Origin of the sequence: Mycobacterium sp., assembly GCF_049673265.1 — a bacterium.
Classification (GTDB): Bacteria; Actinomycetota; Actinomycetes; order Mycobacteriales; family Mycobacteriaceae; genus Mycobacterium.
Genome location: NZ_JBATXN010000269.1, coordinates 1 through 2564, shown reverse-complemented (window position 1 = coordinate 2564; position 2564 = coordinate 1). Strand labels below are relative to the sequence as shown.

3 protein-coding genes and 1 pseudogene are annotated in these 2564 nt (G+C 64.0%); 3 read left to right on the top strand and 1 reads right to left on the bottom strand.

What is annotated here, in order from left to right; translation table 11 throughout:
- The 3 genes from WBF82_RS09405 to WBF82_RS09395 all read left to right on the top strand — a co-directional run.
- A partial coding sequence (locus WBF82_RS09405; RefSeq protein ID WP_424382777.1) for an ABC transporter permease occupies window positions 1-420 on the top strand: 420 nt, incomplete at its 5' end.
- The gene (gene cysW, locus WBF82_RS09400) at window positions 417-1235 is read left to right on the top strand and encodes a sulfate ABC transporter permease subunit CysW (protein ID WP_424382776.1); all 819 of its coding nucleotides are present in this window, start codon (window positions 417-419) and stop codon (window positions 1233-1235) included. The genes WBF82_RS09405 and cysW, both read left to right, overlap by 4 nt.
- Window positions 1236-1251: 16 nt before the next feature.
- Complete coding sequence (locus WBF82_RS09395; RefSeq protein ID WP_424382775.1) at window positions 1252-2310, top strand: sulfate/molybdate ABC transporter ATP-binding protein; 1059 nt, start codon at window positions 1252-1254, stop codon at window positions 2308-2310.
- A 142-nt stretch (window positions 2311-2452) separates the two neighbouring features.
- Here the strand turns inward: WBF82_RS09395 and WBF82_RS09390 are convergent.
- Window positions 2453-2564, bottom strand: a pseudogene (locus WBF82_RS09390) (sirohydrochlorin chelatase); the annotation flags it as partial.

The window sequence follows — 2564 nt, the reverse complement described above, 5'->3', positions numbered from 1 at the left end:
GCGTGGGGCGTTGGCGTGGCGCTGGCGTTCGTCACGTTGCCGTTCGTGGTGCGCGCCGTCCAGCCGGTCCTGCTCGAAATCGACCACGAGACTGAGGAGGCGGCCGCGTCGCTGGGGGCTGGCAACGCGACAATCTTCACAACCGTCGTGCTGCCCTCGCTGACGCCGGTGTTGTTGACCGGTGCGGGGCTGACGTTTGCGCGCGCCATCGGCGAATTCGGCTCGGTGGTGCTGATCGGTGGGGCGGTGCCCGGCAAGACCGAGGTATCCTCACAGTGGATCCGAACCTTGATCGAAAACGATGACCGTACCGGTGCTGCCGCGATATCGATTGTGCTACTTGCTATTTCGTTCGTCGTGCTGCTTGTCTTGCGTACTCTCGGATCGCGTGCGGCCAAGCGTGAGGAATTGTCGGCATGACGCCATCGCCGCAGGCTCGCTACCTCATCCGCTTTCTTGCCCTTGCCTATGTGCTGGTGCTGCTCGTCGTCCCCGTTGGGCTGATCTTGTGGCGGACGTTCGCGCCTGGTTTCAGCCAGTTTTTCGCGTGGATCAGCACGCCGGCGGCGGTGTCGGCGCTGAACTTGTCGCTGCTGGTGGTGGCGATCGTGGTCCCACTCAACGTCATCTTCGGCATCCCGACCGCATTGATGCTGGCGCGCAACCGATTCCGCGGCAAGGGTGTGCTGCAGGCGGTCATCGATCTGCCGTTTGCGGTCTCGCCGGTCGTGGTGGGCGTGGCGCTGATCGTGTTGTGGGGATCGGCGGGGCTGCTGGGCTTTGTCGAGAGAGACTTCGGGTTCAAGATCATCTTCGGGTTGCCGGGCATCGTGCTTGCCAGCGTCTTCGCCACGCTGCCATTTGTGGTGCGCGAGGTCGAGCCGGTGCTGCACGAGCTGGGTATCGATCAGGAGCAGGCCGCGGCAACGCTGGGTTCGAGTTGGTGGCAGACGTTTTGGCGCATCACACTGCCATCGATCCGGTGGGGCCTCACCTACGGGATCGTGTTGACGATCGCCCGGACGCTCGGCGAATACGGCGCGGTCCTCATCGTATCGTCGAACCTGCCGGGCAAATCCCAGACGCTGACGCTGCTGGTATCCGACCGCTACAACCGCGGCGCAGAGTATGGCGCCTACGCCCTTTCGACGCTGCTGATGGCCGTCTCCGTGGTGGTTCTTGTTGTCCAGGTGATTCTCGATGCGCGGCGTGAACGAACCGCGAAGCAGGCATGAGTGAGGAGCGACGCATATGACTAACGCGATCGTGGTACAGGGCGCCAATAAGCGCTACGGCGACTTCGTTGCACTAGACAATGTCGACTTCGAGGTGCCCGCAGGCTCATTGACCGCGTTGCTCGGGCCCAGCGGTTCGGGGAAGTCGACGCTGTTGCGCGCCATCGCCGGACTCGATCAGCCTGACTCCGGGACTATTACGATCAACGGCCGCGACGTGACCCGCGTGCCACCGCAGCGCCGCGACATCGGCTTTGTTTTCCAGCATTACGCGGCCTTCAAGCACTTGACCGTTCGTGACAACGTCGCGTTCGGGTTGAAGATCCGTCGCCGGCCCAAGACGGAGATCACCGAGAAGGTGGACAACCTACTACAGGTCGTGGGCCTCAGCGGTTTCCAGGGCCGCTACCCCAACCAACTTTCCGGCGGGCAGCGTCAGCGCATGGCGCTGGCGCGCGCGCTGGCGGTCGATCCGCAAGTGCTGTTGCTTGACGAACCGTTCGGTGCGCTTGATGCCAAGGTCCGCGAGGATCTGCGAACCTGGCTGCGGCGTCTGCACGACGAGGTACACGTCACCACGGTGCTGGTCACCCACGACCAGGCTGAGGCACTCGACGTGGCCGATCGGATCGCCGTGCTCAGAGACGGTCGGATCGAACAAGTGGGATCCCCGGCCGCGGTTTACGACACCCCGGCGAACGCGTTCGTGATGTCGTTTCTGGGCGCAGTGTCCTCGCTGAACGGGATCTTGGTTCGTCCGCACGACATCCGGGTGGGCCGTAGGCCCGATATGAAGATCGCGACCGATGCCACCGCCGAATCCACTGACGTCGTGCGCGCCACAATCGACCGCGTGGTGATGCTCGGTTTCGAGGTGCGAGTGGAGCTGACCAATGCCGCTACGGGGCAGCCGTTTACCGCACAAATCACCCGCGGCGATACCGAGGCGCTGGGCCTGGCGGAGGGGGACACCGTCTACGTGCGCGCCACGCGGGTACCGCCTATCGCCGATGGGACGGCTGCGAACAGTGCTGGCGCCGACGAGGATTACAGCACCCTCACGCCACTGAGATAACGGCAGGGCCGGTTGAGGTTATGGGCGCGCGCGTCGACTGTGCATTTACGGCGGCGACACGCCGACGCGACTCGCCCTGGGTGCACATTCAAATCCGTCAGTGCACAGTCGACAATGGAGCTGGTGCGGGTCGTTGCAGAACTTATGCCGCCAGGGGCTCGGCTGCCGCCTCGTCGAAGCGATCCAGCACCGTCTCGACCACCAACCGATGCGCGCCCAGCGGTGCTGCCATCGGAATGCCTTCTGCTTCAGCG

Bases quoted from the DNA above. Each gene is read 5' to 3' on its own strand.
- WBF82_RS09395 (WP_424382775.1), top strand. From the start codon at position 1,252: ATGACTAACGCGATCGTGGTACAGGGCGCCAATAAGCGCTACGGCGAC.
- cysW (WP_424382776.1), top strand. From the start codon at position 417: ATGACGCCATCGCCGCAGGCTCGCTACCTCATCCGCTTTCTTGCCCTT.